The sequence below is a fragment of the Providencia sp. CIM-Carb-044 genome, from assembly GCF_033901115.1.
GTDB classification, from domain to species: Bacteria; Pseudomonadota; Gammaproteobacteria; order Enterobacterales; family Enterobacteriaceae; genus Providencia; species Providencia hangzhouensis.
Map to the genome: position 1 here is coordinate 13,841 of NZ_JAXADV010000019.1, position 21,363 is coordinate 35,203.

The window sequence follows — 21,363 nt, forward strand, 5'->3', positions numbered from 1 at the left end:
TGTAGGCGACAAGCGAAGATAGACCGATGAGCATACAAAAGTATGTGATTCGGTTATCTGAGCGCAGTCAACACCCAAACTGCTTGAAATATAACGAGTATATACTCTAAATAATTCGAGTTGCATGTAGGCGACAAGCGAAGATAGACCGATGAGCATACAAAAGTATGTGATTCGGTTATCTGAGCGCAGTCAACACCCATGCAGCTCGAAGTATGACGAGTATATTGAGAAAACCGATAATAAATTACCTATCATTAGAATTACTGATTTACTTCGATTCTTGATTGACGCAATCCTATTTACCCGATAAATCTATATAAAGATTAGGTTTAACCAAAGGGATTGACACCATGAATATCGCAGCGTCTTCAACAGACAACCATCAGTATGTTATCGCCAAATTTGGCGGCACTAGCGTCGCTAACTTTGAAGCGATGAACAACAGCGCCAATATTGTTCTCTCCAACCCAAATGTGCGAGTTGTGGTACTTTCCGCCTCTGCTGGCATTACCAATTTATTAATCGAACTGGCCGAAGGTTGCGATGCTGATAAACGTAATGAACTGCTGAAAAAAGTGAAGGATATTCAATACGCAATTATTGATAACTTACAAACTGCTGATGTTATTCGTGAGGAAATCAATCGATTACTCGATAATATTGCTCATTTAGCTGATTCGGCTGCTTTAGCCACTTCTGATGCATTAACGGATGAAATGGTGAGCCACGGCGAATTAATGTCAACCTTACTATTTGTTGAAGTACTACGCCAACGTAATGCTAACTCCCAATGGTTTGACGTACGCAAAGTGATGAGAACGAATGACAGCTTTGGCCGTGCTGAACCAGAACTTGCTCAGCTAAAAGCATTGTCAGAACAACAACTCATGCCACGCCTTACTGAGTCGGTTGTCATTACTCAAGGGTTTATTGGTCGTGATGAAAAAGGCCGCACGACCACTCTTGGGCGCGGTGGAAGTGACTACACCGCCGCTTTGTTAGCTGAAGTCCTTAATTTATCACGTGTAGATATTTGGACTGATGTTCCTGGAATTTACACCACTGACCCTCGCGTCGTACCGAGTGCCCAACGCATTGATGAAATTGCTTTCGATGAAGCGGCAGAAATGGCGACCTTTGGCGCAAAAATTTTGCATCCTGCGACACTCCTTCCTGCAGTACGTGCGGGGATCCCAGTTTTTGTCGGTTCAAGTAAAGCCCCCGAAGCCGGCGGCACCATTGTGTGTGATAAAACCACGAATCCACCACAATTTAGGGCATTAGCACTGCGCCGTAAACAAACGCTACTCACCTTGCACAGTCTAAAAATGCTGCACGCACGCGGTTTCTTAGCGGAAATTTTCACCATTTTACTGCGCCACAATATTTCAGTGGATCTAATTACGACTTCAGAGGTCAGTGTCGCCCTAACCTTAGACACAACAGGTTCAACGGGAACTAACGGCAGTTTACTCACCAATGCGCTAATGACAGAACTATCCGCATTATGCCGTGTTGAAGTGGAAGAAGATTTAGCGCTCGTCGCAATCATTGGTAATGAGCTGTCGCAAGTGAATGGCCTCGGGAGACAAATTTTTGGGGCGCTTGAGTCATTCAATATTCGCATGATCAGCTATGGAGCAAGTAGCCACAATATTTGTTTATTGGTACCTGGAAATGATGCTGAAGAGATCGTTCGTACCTTGCACAGTAACTTATTCGAATAGTGTGGAAGTTTGATCAAAATACTAGAAGGCGATCATTTCGATCGCCTTCTATATTATACAATTAATCCTCTCTAGCATTTTTGCTGGGTTGCGCAACACTACCAGTGTATTGCAACATTTTTCCCGTCACGCCTTTATTCTGTTTTAAAAGCGCCAAGTTGCTTTTTGCGGTTTCATTACCGAGTTCTACCGCTCGTTCAAACCACATTACTGAACGAAAAATATTTTTCTCACCGCCCTCGCCTCGTGCATACATCACCGCAAGGTTGTTTTGGGCATCGCTATTTTTCTTAAATGCCGCTTTTTCCAGCAATTGCCGTGCTCTGTGTGTGTTTTTCGCCACACCCGTTCCCGTTAAATAAAAGATAGCTAACTGGTTTTGAGCTTCGATGTTATTTTCTTGCGCAATCAGCAACCAACTCAAAATATCATTCACATCAACATTTTTCAGCTCACCAGACACATACAGTTCCGCTAACTTAATTTGAGCCGCTTTACCATCACTGTTGGCAAGTGATATATACCACTCAATAGCCTTTTTGGGGTCTTTTTTAACCCCCCCTAACCCTTTTTCATAGAATTCAGCTACCTTCATTCCAGCTTCTTGGGATTTATTTTGTGCTGCTCGTTCATACCATAGAAAGGCTTCAGAGAGATCTTTACCAACGCCATTACCTTGCTCATAGGCTTTCGCAATCGCCAGTTGGGCCGCAATATTGTTCTGTTGCGCAGCGCGTTTATACCAGTACATCGCTTGGTAGCTATTCTTTTCTATTGCGCTATGACCTTCTTGATAAAAATCACCCATATTCACTTGCGCTGTCGCAGAGCCCATATTGGCGGCTTGACGATATAAATAAATCGCCATTTCGGCGTCCGGCTCTACACCCTCACCATTTTCATACATCACCGCTAAGTTATTCACTGCGGCTGCAATATTATTTCCCGCACTTCTTTCATACCACTCTCGAGCCTTCTGGTAATCAATATCACCACCTAACCCATCATGATAAAACAACCCCATCGCAAACTGTGCGTTGGCATGTTCTTGCTCCGCGGCCTCTGCATACCATGCTTTCGCTTGCTTTAAATTTTGCTCAACCCCAATGCCATGTTCATATAAGTAACCCATCGCATATTGGCAATAAGCATCGCCTTTTTCAGCACCTCGGCGATACCATTGTTCCGCTTGTCGGTATTTTTCCTGATTTTGCAATAACATCCCAAGGTAATAATCTCCATCTGTATTATCTCGGTCAGCTACCTTTTTAAACCAACGATAAGCCTCTTGCTCATTGACGGCTAAAAATTCAGTCCCATCCATATAAGCAAGCCCAACATCCACCATTGCCTCTTCATCTCCGGCATTCGCTAGCTTCAATTTTGCTTTGAATTCATCAGGAATAGGCATGCTTTTAGGCTGCGCCTGTAGCGTATTCGGTTTATCTTTCGTAGAAGGTGCTTCAACGATATTGCCAGCTTGCGCAAGGGAAATACCGCTAACATAGAGAACTAACAGAAAAGAACGTAATTTCATCACCATGACCTATTTATTGGCGTTATGTCATTAACATATCACTCCAATAAAAAATTCATAAGGGATGTTGGCTGAAAAAGTAGAATAACAAAGGAATTATTAAGAAAACGGAGGAGACGCCAGCTTCTTGCTGAAACTTTTGTCTCCGAAATAAGTCGCAGTACTTAGTTAACGCGGTAACCACCGTGTTTACTGGCAAATAAATTAAATTTACCCCACTCAATTAACAGAGCTTCCAATGTGCGGTGGCTAATCTTACACAGTTCAGAGATCTGAGAAACGACAAAGTGGTTTTCACTCACCAGTTCTGGTGAAAACACTTCCGCAATCCATTCACACTCTTTCGTGGTCACCAACCAACCGTCATTGGTCGAAAATTTATGCACGGGTACCATACCGTCTTTCGGGCTTTCTTGAGATAACAGCTTATTTTCATCGATTTGGGCTTGATGAAAAGCCGCGATTTCGTCCTCTGAAGGCACGGGTTCTACTGCTAAATTTTCTTCTAAAAATAGGTAAATTTCTTCTGCTCTTGCAGGTGTTAGCTCGCTTCTTAACCAAATCTGATTAAAACAGTGCTCATCCAGTGAATCATCGGTATCAAGCTTATCCATGATCTGTAAAACACTCATCATAGCGCTCACCGCGTCTTCGCTCATCATGAACGTTTCAGGCGCCGCACTGTTTTGGATCTGATAAGGAAAAACTGCCGAGCGTGGCAGTTCTTCTTCAATAATAAATTCATAGCTCATCATTGGCCCCCTCTAATGTATTACCTATAAGATGGTGCCGAATGCATGAAAAATCAATGTATTGATCTTGTTTTAATCTTCAGGGTCATAAGCTAAGTTTGGCGCTAGCCAACGCTCCAACTCCGTCACCGACATCCCTTTGCGCTTTGCATAATCCTCAATTTGGTCTTTTTGTAGCTGGGCTACCGCAAAATATTTACTTTCAGGATGGCTAAAATACCAGCCTGATACCGAGGCCCCTGGCCACATCGCATAGGAACTGGTGAGTTGCATACCAATTTGCGTTTCCACGTCCAGTAACTGCCAAATTTTTGCCTTTTCTGTATGCTCAGGGCAAGCCGGATACCCCGGTGCAGGGCGGATCCCTTGGTAATTTTCGCGAATAAGTTCTTCATTACTCAAGTTTTCATCGTCTGCATAACCCCAATATTGCATGCGGACTTGTTGGTGTAAATATTCAGCAAATGCCTCCGCTAGCCTATCCGCCAGCGCTTTAACCATAATTTTATTATAGTCATCATGCTGTTGTTCATATGCATCAGCAAGCGCGTCTTCTTCTAAGCCCCCTGTCACTGCGAAAGCCCCAATATAATCGGCTTTACCACTGTCCTTTGGCGCGACAAAGTCAGATAAACAATAGTTTGGAAACTCAGTTTTTAAAGTTTGTTGGCGTAAATTCAGCCCCATGACTTGCACATGATTTCGCGACTCATCGGTATAAATTTCAATATCATCACCAACCCGGTTTGCAGGGAATAAGCCAAAAATACCTTTTGGCGTTAATAAGTTTTCTTTATCAAGCTTATCTAACATATTATTAGCATCTTTCAATAGCTTACGCGCTTCAGAACCGACCACTTCATCCTCTAAGATCCGCGGGTATTTACCTGCCAGCGACCACGTCATAAAAAATGGCGTCCAATCAATATAGTTTCTCAGCGTTGAAATAGATGCGGTGACTTCTTGAATACCAAGAAATTTTGGCACAGGTGGTTGGTAATGTTGCCAATCAATATTAACCGCATTAACGCGTGCCACATCCAGTGCCACAGGCGGTGTTTTTGGCCTTCTACGACCATGTTGCTGACGAACCGTTTCATATTCACGGCGAGTGCGCGCAACAAAATCTGCTTTTTGTGTTGCTGACAATAGCGCTGCGACAACCCCCACAGTTCGAGAGGCATTTTGCACGTAAGTCGTTGGCCCACTATAATTAGGCTCAATTTTCACGGCAGTGTGTGCTTTTGATGTTGTCGCCCCACCAATCAGTAATGGCAAGGTAAACCCTTGTCTTTCCATCTCTTTAGCTACGTGCACCATTTCATCAAGAGATGGCGTGATCAAACCGGATAACCCAATAATATCAACGTTCTCTTCACGTGCTGTTTTTAGAATAGTTTCACACGGAACCATCACGCCTAAATCAATGATTTCATAGTTATTACACTGCAGAACAACCCCAACGATATTTTTGCCTATATCATGAACATCGCCCTTTACCGTCGCGAGTAAGATTTTTCCTGCACTACTACCTGACTGCTTAAGCTCTTGAATATAGGGTTCTAAATAGGCTACGGCTTGTTTCATCACCCGAGCAGATTTCACCACTTGAGGTAAGAACATTTTTCCTTCCCCAAATAGGTCTCCAACCACATTCATACCATTCATCAAGGGGCCTTCAATCACTTCGATTGGGCTGGAAGCACGTTGGCGAGTTTCTTCAGTATCTTCAATGATAAATTCGGTAATGCCTTTCACTAATGCGTATTCAAGACGCTTTTCAACTTCCCAACTACGCCATTCCGCTTGTTGAACTTGCTGCTCTCCTGCCCCTGCTCCACGGTATTTTTCCGCCAGTTCAAGCAAACGTTCTGTACTGTCATCACGGCGATTTAAAATCACATCTTCAACAGCATCTTTTAATTCAGTAGGCAGGTCATCATAGATAGCGAGCTGCCCCGCATTAACGATCCCCATATCCATTCCATTACGAATGGCGTAATACAGGAAAACAGCATGAATTGCTTCACGTACAGGGTCGTTTCCTCTAAATGAGAAGGAGACGTTGGAAACCCCGCCAGAAATCATCGCATGAGGTAACTGAGCCTTAATGTCCTTACAGACTTCAATAAAATCAACGGCATAGTTATTATGCTCTTCGATTCCTGTGGCTACGGCAAAAATATTTGGGTCAAAAATAATGTCTTCAGGAGGGAAGCCCACCTCTTCGGTAAGGATCTGATAAGCACGGCGACAAATTTCAATTTTCCGCTCACGTGTATCTGCTTGGCCAACTTCATCAAATGCCATGACGACCACCGCAGCACCATATTTGCGCAATAATTTAGCATGCTCAATAAATGCCTCAACCCCCTCTTTCATTGAGATTGAATTGACGATTCCCTTACCTTGTATGCACTTAAGCCCCGCCTCGATCACCTCCCATTTTGAGGAGTCAATCATAATTGGCACGCGAGCAATATCTGGCTCACCAGCAATCAGATTCAAGAAACGCACCATCGCCGCGTGGGAGTCCAACATCCCTTCATCCATATTGATGTCGATGATTTGCGCACCATTTTCAACTTGCTGACGTGCCACATCTAAGGCTTCTTGGTAATTTTCTTCTTTAATCAGCCGCTTAAATTTTGCCGACCCCGTCACATTGGTTCTTTCCCCAACGTTAACAAATAACGATTTTTCGCCAATATTTAACGGTTCTAAACCCGATAAACGGCATTCAACAGGTAGTGACGGTAATTGACGTGGTGTGATACCTTTTACGGCTTCTGCCATTTTTTTGATATGTAATGGCGTCGTTCCACAGCACCCACCAACAATATTTAAGAACCCTGCGGTTGCCCATTCATGAATTTGTTCAGCCATATTTTGCGCATCAAGATCATATTCACCAAACGCATTCGGTAGCCCTGCATTAGGGTGCGCACTGACATAACATTCCGCAATCCTCGATAATTCAGCAATATACTGGCGCAGCTCATCCGGACCTAATGCACAGTTCAAGCCAAATGATATCGGCTGCGCATGGCGCAATGAGTTATAAAATGCTTCTGTTGTTTGCCCTGATAATGTCCGGCCTGAAGCATCCGTGATCGTACCCGAGATCATAATAGGTAGAGAAACTCCCAAAGCTTCCAGTTCGGTTTCTACCGCAAAGATCGCGGCTTTCGCATTCAATGTGTCAAAAATGGTTTCGATCATGATCAGATCCACCCCACCTTTTACTAAAGATCGGGTAGATTCACGGTAGGCTTCAACGAGTTGATCAAAGGTGATATTGCGATAAGCAGGATCATTAACATCAGGAGAAATAGAAGCAGTGCGGTTTGTCGGGCCTAAAACTCCGGCAACATAACGCGGCTGGTCAGGGGTTTTACGTGTCCACTCGTCAGCACATTCACGGGCAAGACGCGCAGCAACTTCGTTAATTTCAGCGGAAAGTGATTCCATTTTATAATCAGCCATCGCAATGGATGTTGAGTTAAAAGTATTGGTTTCAACAATATCCGCGCCCGCTTCAAAGTATTGAGAATGGATATCTCGAATAATATCTGGCTGAGTTAAGACTAATAGATCATTATTTCCCTTTAAATCACTCGGCCAATCCGCAAATCGTTCTCCGCGAAACTGGGCTTCCGACAACTTATGTTGTTGGATCATTGTTCCCATTGCACCATCTAATACCAATATACGTTTTTTTAATTCTTGTTCTAATTGATTAACTTTTGCGGACACTGCACTGCCCTCCTAAAATGGAACACTGAGAAATAAGTCAAATTTTTACCTTTAACATCCTATCACAACTTCTCTCGTGAAAATTCGCTGTTATGATGAGAGTTTTTCAAGGTTGCACAAGAGCACACTTTTCACTGATCCGATGAGTATTTTCAAGTGAAATAGTTCATAATAGAAGCTAAATGACAGTCAGGAGAGACTTAATGGCAACGGCACCAATTACTAAGAAACTTAAAAAAGCAAAAGGGCCGGCGAGTGGCGCAGCTGCAGCAGGACAAGTTCAATCATTAAGTCGTGGATTAACACTATTGGAATATATTTCCGAATCGACAGGGGGAATTGCCCTCACTGACCTTGCGATGCAAGCTGGCTTACCCAACTCAACAACACATCGCCTTTTAATGACTTTAGAACAACATGGTTTTGTTCGCCAAACTGGTGATTTAGGCCTATGGGTTATTGCTTCTCATGCTTTTATCATTGGTAGCAGCTTTTTAGAGAGTCGTAATTTGTTAGCTCTCGTCCACCCAATACTACGCCGCTTAATGGATGAATCAGGGGAAACTGTCAACTTAGCTATCCTAGACCATACAGAGTACGATGCCGTCATTGTTGACCAAGTACAATGCAATGCGCTAATGAGAATGTCAGCACCAATCGGTGGAAAACTGCCATTACACGCCTCAGGGGCAGGCAAAGCATTCATTGCTAACTTACCAGAAGACAAACTGGTTCCACTTTTAAGCCGTAAAGGTTTACATGCTTATACGCCTTATACATTAACTAACCCATCAGCTTTAAAAGAGAATTTACAACAGGCTAAAAAGCAAGGTTTTTCTTATGATGACGAAGAGCATGCATTAGGGTTACGCTGTATTGGGGCTTGTATTTATGATGAACACAAAGAAGCTTTCGCAGCCATTTCTATTTCAGGCCCATTATCACGTATCACCGATGACCGTATTACTGAATTAGGCGCTATGGTTATCAAAGCCGCAAAAGAAATAAGCCATGAATATGGTGCAAACCGCTAGCTAAACAGTGAAAGTGAAATACAAAGCAACCTGTATTTCACTTAACCTTACAAAGCTTTTTACTGCCCTCTAATCACCTTGCTGATTTGTTGAAATAGTAGGCAACTTCAGAGTCTTTTCAAATAACTTAAATTTTTGTATATCACGGTACTTTTCAATGAGTGCCAACGCGATAGCCTCTGTTTCAGCGTCCGCTTGTCCTTCAATATCTCGCGGTCGGAAATGCAATTGGAAAGCACGCAATGTTTTTTTCGTCTGTGGATCTAACTTACCTGATAGCGGGATTGTTGAATATCCATAAAAATTAAGCGCTTTTTGAATGCGTAACACGCTTGCGGGCTCATTGGCATTACGCCCCGCCAGAAATTTAGTGACTGTTTTTGGGTCAGGCCAAGCCCCTATACCATGTTGAGCAAGACGTTGCCATGGAAATGCCTTGCCTGGGTCTTGCTTGCGCAATGGTGCGATATCACTGTGACCAATAATATTTTCTGGGGGAATACTATAGCGCTGCATAATATCTTTGATGAGAGGTATCAATGCCACAATTTGCGCTTCATTGTAAGGAGCCCACTGTTGCTTTCCTTTAACATCCTTTTGTACCCCTGCATTAACGATTTCAATTCCAATAGAAATATCATTCAAACCATTATGCTGTAGCCAATAACTTTCACCTGCATGCCATGCTTTTAATGATTCAGGAACGAGTTGTAATACAACAGGCTGGCCATTTTTAGTTTCAGGTACACTCGGTATGAGGAAATGGGAGCTCACTTTGCCTTGCGTTAGTGTGGCTATGGAGCGCGCATCATCAGAAACGGTGTAGTGAATAATGACATATTGAATGCGTTGACTACTATTTTTTGATGGGTAACGGTTATCGAGATAGTAACCTTTGTTCGAGGCAGAACAGCCTAATAGTAAAAAAGCAAACAATATCCCTATATATTTGAACATCAAACCATAGCCTTACTCTATTATTCATTAAGCTTTATTTAAGCATTGTGTCGTCTGCAATACTATCAATTTTCATGCACCAACAACATCACAATGCTTATTCTTTTTAGAAAAACAGATAATAGAAAATGAAATAAATGTTTAAATACATCATGTTAAAACCTTTTTAGCTCATATTAGAAACAAAAAAGGTTTTCTTATTAACGAAAAACATCCCCTTCTATTAAATGGTAGGGAACATTGGAAAAAGTAGAGAGAGAAGCACCAGAAAAAATTATAATTATGATCACTAATAAGCTCCCCCTCCTTAAAATAGAGACATATTGAATTGATTATTCTTATTTCTAGAATTTAATTTTTAATTTTAAGTAGTTACCATAGACATATTTTTTTCGAGTACTATGACTATGCAAAATTAATCGTCTAATTCTCTATAACGTATAAGTTATAACCTATTTTTTATACTAGGAATTTTTAAATGAGTAAATTATTCATAAAATGTCATAAAAATAAAATAAAAAAATATCTTACTTAGGTTATCGCTAACTCATTTTTTTCATACTCAACCTGCTTAGCAATGATTTTAGTAATCTCATTAATATCAATATCTAAAAAAATTACAATTTCAATTAGTTTATCTAAACTCAACTTATTAATACCTAACTCATATCGTGATACTTGCTGTTGGCTCAAATGAATAATCGAACCCAGCTCATTTCCTGATAACCCTTTACTCACTCTAGCCTTACGTAAATGATTACCTAGTAATGCATAAATATTTTTCTTTTTAGCTATATGCATAACCATCTCCTAAATGTAAATAAGAAAAATAATTTAGCTAGTATTATTCATTATAAAATTAATCATAACTATTTAAAATAGTTATGAGCAATCAAAGATAACAAGATTGATAGACAAACATCATTTTTATATACAAAAAAATGAGAGAAATAATATATGTAAAGTAATCCATTGCTTTATAAAAGTTTTTTTATTTTTATAATTAAATTACATTTCTATATGTTTTTTTTGATCAAATCGATAATTTAATATACTTTTACATTTTAAATGTTACTAGAAATAATTAGTAACCAATCAAAATAATTATCTGTTTTTTATTATTAAATAATTTTCACTCTATATGTTAAATTTTTACATACGCAAAAATTGTGTTTTCCCTTTTTTATATCAAAAAACAGATTAATAATTTATCTTATTATTATAATATTCTCTATAGTCAGGCTAATAATCTGATTTCGGCCTAAAAACAACAATCCCGGCCTTCCCTTTTAAGTAATCGTTCAGTTCGATATCAATAACCTGAAGATTTCTACGTAGTGAAGAGGCATTTCTAAATATTGTTTTATTACCTCTACGTATTACAACACCCACATGACTTACATCTAACCCATTATCCTTTGAATAAACGCCGATGTAATCCCCTACATTTAATCTCAATACTAAATCATCATCCACATATTTGACTGGGATATAGTTTATCAACCTACCTTTAACAGGCAAGCCCGATATATATCGCTGGTTATAATTTTTCAAATTAAGTTGTTTTTTTACCTGAATAGCGTGTGGGCTTATTTCACTAGTAATATCTACCACAATTGCCTCAGGTTCTTGCACCCAATCAGAGAAAAAATGCCGCCGATGTTTAAATGTAATATTTTGGTTGATATAACGAATATTGATTAAATTTGAAACAAACTGCTCGTAATTGTTAGAACGCTTAAAAGCCTCGATGTACTCTATGAATGTCATACAGTCCATCTCTTTCAAATTAATCACCAATTCTTCAGGTGATAGCGGACTCATATTCAAAGTTTGTTTATTGTAAGGTGTAGTTAAAAAATATCGGGTCAATACATCAATTTTTTCTGCTTGTGACGCATTCTGTAACTGCATTGCCGTTTGTTCATTAAAAACTTCAGTTAAAATTTTATATGACCCCGAAGCTAAGATAACCTCAGCCCTAACAAAATTTGCCAATAACAATATAAATGCAGCTATAACTAGCCTTAACATCCTGCAGCTCTTCTCATGAATACAACCTAACCTTCGACAATCATCTAATTGAATTTTGATGATAAAATCATCAACTAAGCCACTATAGCATGCTTATTTGTCTATTTCCTACCCTGTCCACACCATAATATAAATTTGATTCAGATCACAGATAGCTTCGAATGTTCATTTTCTATATTGCAACTCCTCCGCTTTCATTGAACAATGTTACCGGTAACATTGGTGCTATAGTTCACAAGTAAATAACGATAGGCACAACCCGAATTGACTTGCAGTTTGATTCATCTTTTTACTGCACTATGGAGCAATTATCATGAGCATGACCACCTCTAAAGAGACAAATCCTTCAGTGATCAATAAAGAACTTGATCGCATCACTCAACGTATCATTTCTCGTTCACTGAAAACTCGAGCTGCTTATCTCAAAAAAATAGAGCAGGCTCGTTGTATGACCGTCCATCGAGCATCACTCGCTTGCGGTAACCTTGCCCATGGCTTTGCAGCATGCCAAAGCGAAGAAAAACAAATTCTTAAAAGCATGACTCGCTCTGATATTGCAATCATCAATTCCTACAATGATATGCTTTCTGCTCATCGTCCCTACGACAAGTACCCTGAACAACTCAAAAAAGCATTATTAGAAGCTGGCTCAATTGGCCAAGTCGCTGCGGGTGTCCCAGCAATGTGTGATGGCGTAACCCAAGGGCAAGATGGGATGGAGCTATCGATGCTAAGTCGAGATGTTATTGCCATGTCAACTGCCATTGGCCTATCCCATAATATGTTTGATGGTGCGCTCTATTTAGGTATTTGCGACAAAATTGTTCCAGGCTTAATGCTTGGCGCACTTTCATTTGGTCACCTTCCTGCAATATTTGTCCCAGCAGGTCCAATGGCAACAGGCTTACCAAATAAAGAAAAGGTTCGTATTCGCCAGCTGTATGCTGAAGGCAAAGTTGATCGACTCGCTTTATTAGAAGCCGAAGCCGCCTCTTACCATGGGATCGGCACCTGTACTTTTTACGGTACTGCCAACTCGAATCAAATGATGATGGAGGTCATGGGGTTACATCTACCCGGTGCGTCATTTGTACCACCTGACTCTCCACTACGGGATGCATTAACAGAGGCTGCCGCACGACAAATTACGCGTTTAACTGAACAATCGGGCCAGTACTTACCTATCGGTCAACTGGTTAACGAAAAAGTTATTGTCAACGGTATCGTCGCATTGCTCGCGACGGGAGGCTCAACTAACTTAACCATGCATCTTGTTGCTATAGCAAGAGCCGCAGGGATCATTATCAATTGGGATGATTTTTCCGATATTTCAGCTATTGTTCCACTTATTTGCCGTATCTATCCTAATGGCCAAGCGGATATCAACCAATTCCAAGCCGCAGGTGGCGTAGCTTTGCTTATCCACCAGCTATTACAAAAAGGTTTATTATATAACGATGTCCATACCGTAGCAGGATTCGGGCTGGAACGTTATACCATGGAACCTTGGCTAAATAATGGCCAACTTGAATGGCGAGAAGGCCCTAAATCCTCGTTTAATCCTGATGTTATCGCTGAAATAGAACACCCATTCTCACCTCATGGGGGCACAAAATTACTTTCTGGTAACTTAGGGCGTGCCGTGATGAAAACATCAGCAGTTCCTGAAGAAAATCAAGTTATTGAAGCTCCAGCAGTCGTATTTAACAACCAAAATGAGATTGCATCACACTTTGAAGCAGGTGAGCTTAATAAAGATTGTATTATTGTTGTCCGCTTCCAAGGGCCATCCGCGAATGGCATGCCTGAACTTCATAAACTCATGCCTCCTCTGGGTGTACTTATGGATAAAGGCTACAAAGTCGCGTTAGTTACTGATGGTCGCTTATCCGGAGCATCCGGTAAAGTACCATCTGCAATTCATGTCACCCCTGAAGCTTATAATGGTGGGTTGTTAGCAAAAGTAAAAAATGGCGATATCATTAGGGTAAATGCATTGACTGGAGAATTACAATTACTAGTTGATGAAGAAGAACTCAATAAACGCCAACCCTTCGAGGCTGATTTAACTGCTGAGCGTAGTGGTTGTGGAAGGGAGCTTTTCGGTGCATTAAGAAGACATTTATCAGGTGCCGAAGAAGGTGCTTGTAGTATTGATTTTTAATCTATTTTCATTGAATAGGAATAGAAAATGAATAATTGGAAAATGACCGCTGAAAGCGTATTAAAACAAGGCCCTGTCGTCCCTGTTATTGTTATCAAAAAATTAGAACAAGCGGTTCCTCTTGCAAAAGCATTAGTCAAAGGTGGCATTAGAGTGTTAGAAGTCACTTTACGTACGGAGTGTGCTATCGATGCTATTCGCCTCATTGCAAAAGAAGTACCTGAGGCTATTATTGGCGCAGGTACTGTTATTAATGCAAAACAACTCGCTGAAGTTACTGAAGCTGGAGCACAATTCGCAATTAGTCCCGGTTTGACAGATGAATTACTCAATGCAGCAACCAAAGGAGATATTCCTTTAATCCCTGGAATTTCAACTGTTTCTGAACTTATGCTTGGTATGCAATATGGCCTGAAAGAGTTCAAATTTTTCCCAGCGGAAGCCAATGGTGGCGTTAAGGCGCTAAAAGCCATTGCGGGCCCTTTCTCACAAGTCAAATTTTGCCCAACCGGTGGAATATCGCTAGATAATTACCTTAACTATTTAGAATTAGATAGTGTTCTGTGTATTGGTGGCTCTTGGTTAGTGCCTGAAGAGGCTTTGAATTCAGGCAATTATGAAAAAATTACCCAACTTGCTCAAGAAGCTGTACAAGGCGCAAAAAAATAGCATTCCCGAAAAACGACTCAATGCTTGCTGAGTCGTTTTTAATTGCCTTTAATTAATACGCGACTATTCCCATTAGTTGCGTATTATAGTTATGCAACCTCACTGAATTTATGGCAAAAACGTAATTCCTCACGATAGGCATAAACATCTTCTACGTGCCCCGCCAAAATTCTATTTTGTAACTTTTGCCAATAATCTGCAGAAAATAAATCTGCATGATATTGTTGCAAGTAATGACGAATTTTCTCATTTTGGCAAATAAAAGAAGCAAACTCTTCAGGGAAAACATCTTGCTCACCAATGCTATACCATGGCTCACTAGATAATTCTTGCTCAGGGTATAATGGCTCAGGAATTTTACGAAAATTCACCTCTGTCATATAACAGATTTCATCATAATCATAAAAAACAACACGGCCATGCCGCGTTACTCCAAAATTTTTAAACAACATATCTCCGGGGAAAATATTCGCAGCCGCTAACTGTTTAATCGCCCAGCCATATTCATTTAATGCATTATGTAATTGCGCGTCAGTGGCATTATCCATATAAATATTCAATGGGATCATCTTTCTTTCCATGTACAAATGACGAATCAATATGTTATCGCCTAAATCTTCAATTTGAGATGGAACCTCTTTCAATAATTCCACCATTAACTCATCGCTGATGGAAGACTTACTAATCACAAAATTTTCAAACTCTTGGGTGTCAGCCATACGGCCAACTCTATCGTGCTCTTTAACCAAACGATAGCATTCTAAAACTCGTTCTCGTGTTACTTGCTTTTGTGGCGCAAATTGATCCTTAATAATTTTAAAAACACGATCGAAAGAAGGGGACGTAAAGACCAACATCACCATTCCTTTAACACCTGGTGCAACGGTAAATTGCTCTCGTGAAAAATTAATATAGGCGAGATATTCTCTGTAATACTCTGTTTTTCCATGCTTTTGACAACCAATTGCCATATATAATTCAGCAATTGACTTACTGGGTAAGATCTCCCTCAACCAAAAAACCAGTGCTGCTGGAAAAGGGGCATACACCATAAAATAGGACCGAGCAAAACCAAATACAATACTGGCTTCATCAAACTCAGTTAAACACGCATCAATATAAATGCGCTGACAATCATCATGGTGAATAGGAAGTAAGAATGGGTGAACCTCATCATTAATATAAATTTTACCAACTAGCCAAGCTGCCTTATTACGGTAAAATAACTCATTTGCAATATGAAAACTGACTTTTTGGGTTTCAATATCAGGAAATTTTGTTTTCAATACATTGATAATACAATGAATATCTAAATCCAAATTACGCCACTTTAGCCTTAGTGGTAACCCACTTAATATTGTGAACAATACCCCCTCTAAATTATTATTAACAAAGTATTCTCGAGCTAGTGGCCTAGGAGAAATAGAAAAACGCCTTGCAGGCTGGGATGTAAAAATAAATAAGTTATCTTGTGTAAGCTCCCGATGCTGAAATAACCGGCAGTAAACTGAATTAAAGAAGCTTTCTGCTATTTCAAACCTTGGATAATCTGGTAATAAGGTTTTATAAACATTTTTTATTTGAGCCAGTTTATCGGGTGTTAAAGATTGAACTAGCCCCATAAACTGTAGCTGAGCGACAACTAAACCAACATGGTGATCATACAGCTGAATTCTTCTTTTCATCGCATGCTGAATTGCATGCCAATCTGCCTGCTCAAATCTTTCTTGTGCACCTGAGGTTATCTCAAGGAAACGACCATATTGAGCATCAAAACCCTGTAAAATGGTCTGAGCTATTATCTGTTCTGTCGTCAATATCATAACCACTCCTATAAGAATACAGACTTATTTTGAATAAAAAACAGGCACTAAACGTGCCTGAAAAATTAACAGATACAGCTAACCAACAGAAACACCGATTGAAAGGGAAATAATCTGACTAGAATTGCTCTTCTTCAGTCGAGCCAGTTAATGCTGTCACTGATGAAGTGCCACCTTGAATAACTGTTGTCACTTTATCAAAATAGCCTGTTCCTACCTCCTGTTGATGCGAAGAGAAGGTATAACCTTTATTAATTGCAGCAAACTCACACTCTTGGACTTTTTCAACATAATGCTTCATGCCTTCACCTTGTGCATAGGAATGAGCTAAGTCAAACATGTTGAACCACATACTGTGAATACCTGCTAACGTAATGAATTGGAAGCGGTACCCCATTGCTGAAAGCTCATCTTGGAATCGTGCGATCGTGCTGTCATCTAAATTCTTTTTCCAATTAAATGAAGGAGAGCAATTGTAAGCTAATAATTTACCAGGGAATTTAGCATGAATAGCTTCAGCAAACTGTCTTGCCGCTTCAAGGTCAGGTTTTGACGTTTCACACCAAACAAGGTCTGCGTAAGGTGCATAAGCTAACCCACGACTAATTGCTTGCTCAATTCCTGCTTTGGTTCGGAAAAAACCTTCAGAAGTGCGTTCCCCAGTAACAAATGCCGCATCATAGGCATCACAGTCAGATGTTAGAAGATCTGCTGCATCAGCATCGGTTCTAGCAACTAAAATAGTTGGCACACCTGAAACATCCGCCGCTAAACGAGCAGCAACCAGTTTTTGAATCGCCTCTTGGGTAGGCACAAGAACTTTCCCCCCCATATGGCCACATTTTTTAACCGCGGCTAATTGGTCTTCAAAATGAACCGCAGCTGCTCCAGCTTCTATCATATTTTTCATGAGCTCGAAGGCATTTAATACGCCACCAAAACCCGCTTCCGCATCCGCGATAATAGGTAAAAAATAATCAATATACTCTTTATTGTCAGGGCCAATACCATTCGCCCACTGAATTTGATCTGCCCGACGGAATGTATTATTAATTTTCTTAACTACCGATGGTACTGAATCGACAGGGTAAAGTGATTGATCCGGGTACATACTCGATGATGTATTTGCGTCCGCAGCTACCTGCCAACCTGATAAATAAATAGCTTCAATACCGGCTTTCGCTTGTTGTAGCGCTTGCCCACCCGTTAAGGCTCCCAGTGCATTTACATAACCTTTCTTTGAACCGCCATGTAGTTGATCCCAAAAGCGTTCTGCACCTTTGCGTGCTAAAGAGTGTTCGATATGCACAGAACCACGCAATTTCACCACTTCTTCCGCTGTATATGGGCGAGTAATACCTCTCCAACGTGGTTGTTTCCATTCATTTTCTAATTGGGCAATTTGTTCTAAGCGCGATGTTGTCATGATCCACTTCCTTTATAAGAATATGTAGGGTTTATCGAATTTTTTATTCACAATGATTAATCTAATAATTGGTATCCAGGGATAGTTAAGAATTCTATAAGCTCATCCTGTGTAGTAATCCGCCTCATCAGTTCTGCAGCCTCACGGAAACGGCCACTTTGAAAACGCTTATCACCAAGTTCTTTTTGGATAACCTGTAACTCTTCATCTAACATTTCTTCAAACAATGCCTTAGTGACTTTTTCACCGGTGGACAAGGTTTTACCGTGGCGGATCCACTGCCAAATTGAAGTGCGTGAAATTTCTGCTGTCGCAGCATCCTCCATCAAACCATAGATAGGTACACAGCCATTCCCTGAAATCCATGCTTCAATATATTGCACAGCAACGCGAATATTAGCCCGCATCCCCGCTTCAGTTCGCTCACCGGCACAAGGTTCTAATAACTGGTCAGCTGTAATTTCTTCATCGAAATCACGAGATACATGTAGTTGGTTTTGGCGCTCACCAAGTACTTGATTAAACACGTTCATAACGGTATCCGCTAAACCTGGGTGCGCAATCCAAGAGCCATCATGGCCATTTCTCGCTTCTAGTTCTTTGTCTGCTTTTACTTTCGCTAGAATAGTTTCATTTTCTTCGGGGTCCTTGCTCGGTATAAAAGCAGACATTCCCCCCATCGCAAATGCTCCGCGGCGGTGGCACGTTTTAATTAATAAGCGCGAATAGGCACTTAAAAATGATTGTGTCATTGTGACAACTTGGCGGTCTGGCAATACTCGGTCAGCATGCTCTTTCAATGTTTTGATATAACTAAATATGTAGTCCCAACGCCCACAATTCAGCCCCACAATGTGGTGACGCATGTGATATAAGATTTCATCCATTTGGAATACAGCAGGTAATGTTTCGATCAGTACAGTTGCTTTGATCGTGCCCCGAGGTATACCCACGGAGTCTTCAGCCAGACTAAAAACATCGCTCCACCATTTTGCTTCCTGCCAAGACTCAAGTTTAGGGATATAAAAGTAAGGACCACTCCCTTTTTCTAATAACGCTTGATAGTTATTAAAAAAGTAAATAGCGAAATCAAACAGGCCTCCGGGAATAGGCTTACTTCCTGATAAAACATGTTTTTCATCTAAATGAAGACCACGAACACGAGCAATCAAAACTGCTGGATTTGATTTTAATTGGTAAACCTTTCCATTTTCGTTGGTATAAGAAATATCACCGCGGATCGCATCCCTTAAATTGACTTGGCCATCGATCAATTTTTCCCATGAAGGTGAAAGGGAATCTTCAAAATCTGCCATAAATACTTTTACATTGGCATTTAAAGCATTAATAACCATTTTACGCTCAACCGGACCCGTAATTTCGACACGGCGATCTTGTAAATCTTCAGGGATACTTTGAATTTTCCAATCTGATTTTTTTATGGAATCAAATTCTGAAATAAAGTTAGGTAAAGAACCAGCATCTATCTTTTGCTGTCTGACCTCTCTATCTTTTAATAATTTTTCCCGGCGAGGAAGAAACTCTTCAACTAGTTTAGAAAGAAATGCAATAGAATCAATATGTAACACTTGTCTTTCAAACTGTTCAATATTCTTTGTGAATGTTAATTCCGATATAGATAATTGCTGCTCCATCGACCAAACCCTCATTCATCGTTGACTATGAAATAAGCATAAGATCAAATCAGAAATAAATCAAAAACGATTTCCATTTTAATTAAAAAATAAAATATCTTATTGATAATAATGAATTTTAAATAAACTTCCAAATTGATTAACCATTCCTTTAACTAGTCAAAAATGTTAAATAGTCGTTAAATCAACTAATTATAGAAAACTGTATTTTTAAAATTTTTCTTTGAAAACAAAAAAAACAGCTAATAAATAGCTGCTTTCAGACTAACTGTGGTACCACTTTTACTATATAAGCCTAACTTTAACTGGTATAACAAGTAAAAATACTTATCTTATTATAATTTTTAAATTTATATTTCTTTTTTTAATCTAACGTTGGTTCCATATTAGTAAGATCAAAAGGTGTGATCTGATACACATAATAATTCAACCAATTTGAGAACAACAAGTGCCCATGACTACGCCAACTCACGAGCGGAGGGTTGTTGGGATCATCATTTTTAAAATAATTGCATGGGATCTGAGGAGAAATTCCAGCATCTAGATCACGCCAATATTCTTGTGCAAGAGTGTCCCCATCATATTCGGGATGGCCTGTCACAAATGCTAAGCGTTTATCTTTTGACCCAAATAAATAAGCACCAGCCTCCTGTGAACTTGCTAAAATCTCTAGATCAGTGTGCTGGCGAATAAGGTCTTCCGGAAAATCAGCGTAGCGAGAGTGAGGTGCATAAAATGATCCATCAAACCCTCTAGTGAGTAAAGCATACGGCTCTAACGTATCATGCTGATAAATACCAGATAGTTTTTCTTCTCTAGTCCATTTTGGTAAGTCATACAATACCTTTAAAGCCGCTTGTACAGCCCAACAAACGAAAAGTGTTGATGTCACATGTTGTTTCGCCCAAGCTATCACCCTTTCTATTTGTTGCCAGTATAATACGTCATTAAACTCAACCAGACCTAACGGAGCTCCCGTTACAATTAAGCCATCAAAGTTTTGATCCTGTATATCTTCAAAATCACAATAAAAGGTATTTAAGTGCTCCGTTGGGGTATTCTTTGATTCTCGCTGGTCAATTCGTAATAGTTGAATATCAACCTGTAATGGTGTGTTCGACAGCAAACGCAGAAACTGGTTTTCAGTTTCTATCTTTTTCGGCATCAAATTGAGTATTAATACTTTCAAGGGACGGATCTCTTGATGACTTGCTCTTGTTGTTGTCATAACAAAAACATTTTCTTCTCTCAAGAAATTAACTGCCGGTAGTTCATCTGGTAAACGAATAGGCATCATTCATCCCCCCTTTTATCTGTTTATACGTTTAGACTTCTAGAATGCTAAATAATCTAACTAATGTTATCCGTCTTGTCGAGCCTTTCAAGGTTAAATGAAATAATTTCAAGCACTGTAACTTATAGTTTATTTCTAATAATTATATACAGCTATTAACCTTCTTATCTTCAATATATTGTATTAGTGATTACTACTTTTATTTGCCATAAGCTATTAGTAATTATTCTGTGAATAATATCTAAGATACTGTTATTTGATTGGGCTCTTATTCTAGCTGCTATACTGGCTTCCAAATTATGATGACGATTTGAATTCAATTAAAATATTAAACCGAAGTTGTTACTCACTACTTTGCATTTAGAATATCTATTCGTCACACCAATACAACCGCTTATCCCCCATTGCTTCTCCTAACCCCTGTTATCCCACCCTCACCAACAGCCACCGTCCCCTTCAACAAGTGAGTTGTTACTTACTACTTTGACTCAAGCGATGTCATTCATCACCATGATGGGGAAACACCCTATCC

At 39.9% G+C, this 21,363-nt stretch carries 14 protein-coding genes; 4 read left to right on the plus strand and 10 right to left on the minus strand.

The window, feature by feature from the left end:
• Positions 1 to 353 precede the first annotated feature (353 nt).
• On the plus strand, positions 354 to 1,730 hold the full coding sequence (gene lysC / locus SJ312_RS21505) for a lysine-sensitive aspartokinase 3 (RefSeq protein ID WP_004261326.1): 1,377 nt from the start codon (positions 354 to 356) through the stop codon (positions 1,728 to 1,730).
• A gap of 61 nt (positions 1,731 to 1,791) precedes the next feature.
• Here the strand turns inward: lysC and SJ312_RS21510 are convergent, their stop codons facing one another.
• From SJ312_RS21510 to metH, 3 genes are all read right to left on the minus strand, one after another.
• Positions 1,792 to 3,267, minus strand: a complete 1,476-nt coding sequence (locus tag SJ312_RS21510) for an SEL1-like repeat protein (protein ID WP_262411013.1) — start codon at positions 3,265 to 3,267, stop codon at positions 1,792 to 1,794.
• Positions 3,268 to 3,431: 164 nt separating this feature from the next.
• Entirely contained in the window at positions 3,432 to 4,022 is a 591-nt protein-coding gene (locus SJ312_RS21515; RefSeq protein WP_004261328.1) for a hypothetical protein, read from the minus strand.
• A gap of 69 nt (positions 4,023 to 4,091) precedes the next feature.
• The gene (gene metH, locus SJ312_RS21520) at positions 4,092 to 7,775 is read right to left on the minus strand and encodes a methionine synthase (protein WP_319868339.1); all 3,684 of its coding nucleotides are present in this window, start codon (positions 7,773 to 7,775) and stop codon (positions 4,092 to 4,094) included.
• Positions 7,776 to 7,978: 203 nt separating this feature from the next.
• On the opposite strand from metH, the gene iclR reads away from it, so the two are divergent.
• Positions 7,979 to 8,809 (plus strand): glyoxylate bypass operon transcriptional repressor IclR, encoded by an 831-nt coding sequence (iclR, locus tag SJ312_RS21525; protein ID WP_036958355.1) that lies wholly within the window; start codon positions 7,979 to 7,981, stop codon positions 8,807 to 8,809.
• A gap of 69 nt (positions 8,810 to 8,878) precedes the next feature.
• Here iclR and SJ312_RS21530 read toward each other — a convergent pair whose 3' ends face one another.
• The 3 genes from SJ312_RS21530 to SJ312_RS21540 form a co-directional block, all read right to left on the minus strand.
• Positions 8,879 to 9,766, minus strand: a complete 888-nt coding sequence (locus SJ312_RS21530; protein ID WP_319868340.1) for an N-acetylmuramoyl-L-alanine amidase — start codon at positions 9,764 to 9,766, stop codon at positions 8,879 to 8,881.
• A 531-nt stretch (positions 9,767 to 10,297) separates the two neighbouring features.
• Entirely contained in the window at positions 10,298 to 10,567 is a 270-nt protein-coding gene (locus tag SJ312_RS21535) for a helix-turn-helix domain-containing protein (RefSeq protein WP_231136087.1), read from the minus strand.
• A 441-nt stretch (positions 10,568 to 11,008) separates the two neighbouring features.
• Positions 11,009 to 11,800, minus strand: a complete 792-nt coding sequence (locus SJ312_RS21540; RefSeq protein ID WP_319868341.1) for an N-acetylmuramoyl-L-alanine amidase-like domain-containing protein — start codon at positions 11,798 to 11,800, stop codon at positions 11,009 to 11,011.
• Positions 11,801 to 12,119: 319 nt separating this feature from the next.
• On the opposite strand from SJ312_RS21540, the gene edd reads away from it, so the two are divergent.
• Positions 12,120 to 13,964 (plus strand): phosphogluconate dehydratase, encoded by a 1,845-nt coding sequence (gene edd, locus SJ312_RS21545; protein WP_409373462.1) that lies wholly within the window; start codon positions 12,120 to 12,122, stop codon positions 13,962 to 13,964.
• A 27-nt stretch (positions 13,965 to 13,991) separates the two neighbouring features.
• A complete protein-coding gene (locus SJ312_RS21550; RefSeq protein ID WP_004261341.1) occupies positions 13,992 to 14,633 on the plus strand; it encodes a bifunctional 4-hydroxy-2-oxoglutarate aldolase/2-dehydro-3-deoxy-phosphogluconate aldolase in 642 nt (213 codons plus the stop codon).
• An 89-nt stretch (positions 14,634 to 14,722) separates the two neighbouring features.
• Here SJ312_RS21550 and aceK read toward each other — a convergent pair whose 3' ends face one another.
• From aceK to metA, 4 genes are all read right to left on the minus strand, one after another.
• On the minus strand, positions 14,723 to 16,456 hold the full coding sequence (aceK, locus tag SJ312_RS21555) for a bifunctional isocitrate dehydrogenase kinase/phosphatase (RefSeq protein ID WP_096865071.1): 1,734 nt from the start codon (positions 16,454 to 16,456) through the stop codon (positions 14,723 to 14,725).
• Positions 16,457 to 16,574: 118 nt separating this feature from the next.
• Positions 16,575 to 17,882 (minus strand): isocitrate lyase, encoded by a 1,308-nt coding sequence (gene aceA, locus SJ312_RS21560; RefSeq protein WP_110592547.1) that lies wholly within the window; start codon positions 17,880 to 17,882, stop codon positions 16,575 to 16,577.
• A 56-nt stretch (positions 17,883 to 17,938) separates the two neighbouring features.
• Positions 17,939 to 19,537, minus strand: coding sequence for a malate synthase A (gene aceB, locus SJ312_RS21565; RefSeq protein WP_319868343.1), 1,599 nt, complete (start codon positions 19,535 to 19,537; stop codon positions 17,939 to 17,941).
• A gap of 364 nt (positions 19,538 to 19,901) precedes the next feature.
• Positions 19,902 to 20,831: a homoserine O-acetyltransferase MetA gene (gene metA / locus SJ312_RS21570; RefSeq protein ID WP_110592635.1), complete on the minus strand. Its 930-nt coding sequence runs from the start codon at positions 20,829 to 20,831 to the stop codon at positions 19,902 to 19,904.
• Between the last annotated feature and the right edge of the window lie 532 nt (positions 20,832 to 21,363).

Bases quoted from the DNA above. Each gene is read 5' to 3' on its own strand.
- lysC (WP_004261326.1), top strand. From the start codon at position 354: ATGAATATCGCAGCGTCTTCAACAGACAACCATCAGTATGTTATCGCC.
- SJ312_RS21510 (WP_262411013.1), bottom strand. From the start codon at position 3,267: ATGAAATTACGTTCTTTTCTGTTAGTTCTCTATGTTAGCGGTATTTCC.
- SJ312_RS21515 (WP_004261328.1), bottom strand. From the start codon at position 4,022: ATGATGAGCTATGAATTTATTATTGAAGAAGAACTGCCACGCTCGGCA.
- iclR (WP_036958355.1), top strand. From the start codon at position 7,979: ATGGCAACGGCACCAATTACTAAGAAACTTAAAAAAGCAAAAGGGCCG.
- SJ312_RS21530 (WP_319868340.1), bottom strand. From the start codon at position 9,766: ATGTTCAAATATATAGGGATATTGTTTGCTTTTTTACTATTAGGCTGT.
- SJ312_RS21535 (WP_231136087.1), bottom strand. From the start codon at position 10,567: ATGCATATAGCTAAAAAGAAAAATATTTATGCATTACTAGGTAATCAT.
- SJ312_RS21540 (WP_319868341.1), bottom strand. From the start codon at position 11,800: ATGTTAAGGCTAGTTATAGCTGCATTTATATTGTTATTGGCAAATTTT.
- edd (WP_409373462.1), top strand. From the start codon at position 12,120: ATGACCACCTCTAAAGAGACAAATCCTTCAGTGATCAATAAAGAACTT.
- SJ312_RS21550 (WP_004261341.1), top strand. From the start codon at position 13,992: ATGAATAATTGGAAAATGACCGCTGAAAGCGTATTAAAACAAGGCCCT.
- aceK (WP_096865071.1), bottom strand. From the start codon at position 16,456: ATGATATTGACGACAGAACAGATAATAGCTCAGACCATTTTACAGGGT.
- aceA (WP_110592547.1), bottom strand. From the start codon at position 17,882: ATGACAACATCGCGCTTAGAACAAATTGCCCAATTAGAAAATGAATGG.
- aceB (WP_319868343.1), bottom strand. From the start codon at position 19,537: ATGGAGCAGCAATTATCTATATCGGAATTAACATTCACAAAGAATATT.
- metA (WP_110592635.1), bottom strand. From the start codon at position 20,831: ATGCCTATTCGTTTACCAGATGAACTACCGGCAGTTAATTTCTTGAGA.